The organism is Rhizobacter sp. P2_H2 (genome assembly GCF_056403375.1).
Genome location: NZ_JBFUFP010001386.1, coordinates 1 through 1,177, shown reverse-complemented (window position 1 = coordinate 1,177; position 1,177 = coordinate 1). Strand labels below are relative to the sequence as shown.

The following is a 1,177-nucleotide window of genomic DNA, read 5'->3' as shown; positions in this document are numbered from 1 at the left end:
CTTGAACAGGGCGACTCAGTGCAGAGGATCCTGGCGCTGGCGGCAAGCGAGGGGCTTTGATTGGACCGAGGCGATGGATTCAGTTGCAAGCGTTGACCCATGTGTCGGACGCATACGCTGCTGCCGCAACCACAGGTGCAGAGCTGCAGCGCAACACCGAGCAGAGGAAGGCGTACGCATCGACCCGAGCGCAACGCATGGCGCAGACCCGCCGCAAGGCCGGGCGGCCGTGGCCGAAGCTGTACCGCGAAGGGCGGCTGTGGCTGGTGGTGAAGACGTGCCTGTCGTGGCGTTGGTCGCCCCGGCAGATCGCATGCACACTGGAGCGCATGTTGCCCGACGAATCCGACATGCAGGTCTCGCACGAGACGATCTACACCGCGATCTACGCGCACGCCAGCGGCGAGTTGCGCCGCCAGCTTGTCAGTTGCCTGCGCCAGGGCAATAGCACACGCAGACCACGCGCTAGTGGGCAGGATCGACGCGGGCAGATCTCCGAGATGGTCAGCATCCACGTGCGTCCGCCCGAGGTGGCCGATCGCGTGATGCCCGGACGCTGGGAAGGCGACCTGATCCGCGGGGCCGAGAACAAGTCGGCGGTGGGCGCGCTGGTGGAGCGCAGCACGCGGCTGGTGCTGCTGGCGAAGATGGCAGATGCGACGGCTGAATCGGCGCTGCGGGCGTTCAGCGCCAAGCTCAACTCGATTGCCGAGCCGATGCGCCAGACGCTGACCTACGACCAGGGGCGCGAGATGGCCAGGCACCAGGAGCTCACCCGGCGTACTGGCGTGAAGGTCTACTTTTGCGACCCACACCGCCCGTGGCAGCGAGGCGCGTGCGAGAACACCAATGGGCTGTTGCGCCACTACCTGCCCAAGGGTACCGACCTGTCGGTCTTCAGCCAAGACGAGCGCGATGCCATTGCCGATGAGATGAACAACCGGCCTCGCGCAACGCCCGACTGGGATTCGCCCCTGCGGGTATTTGCCTCCATACCCAACGCCGACTCTCAACGTCAAGTCCCAACGTCAAGTCTCAACCACACATTGATGCGAGCGGGTGTTGCACTTCAGACTTGAGACCGCCGGGTGTCCTGGTTCAACCACCACCGGCTGCTGGAGCCTATCGGCTACATCCCACCCGCCGAGGCTGAGGCAAACTACTACCGGCAACTCGC

1 pseudogene is annotated in these 1,177 nt (G+C 65.0%); it reads left to right on the top strand.

What is annotated here, in order from left to right:
- Positions 1-119: 119 nt before the first annotated feature.
- A pseudogene (locus tag AC1D15_RS33300) lies at positions 120-1,079 on the top strand (IS30 family transposase); the annotation flags it as partial.
- Between the last annotated feature and the right edge of the window lie 98 nt (positions 1,080-1,177).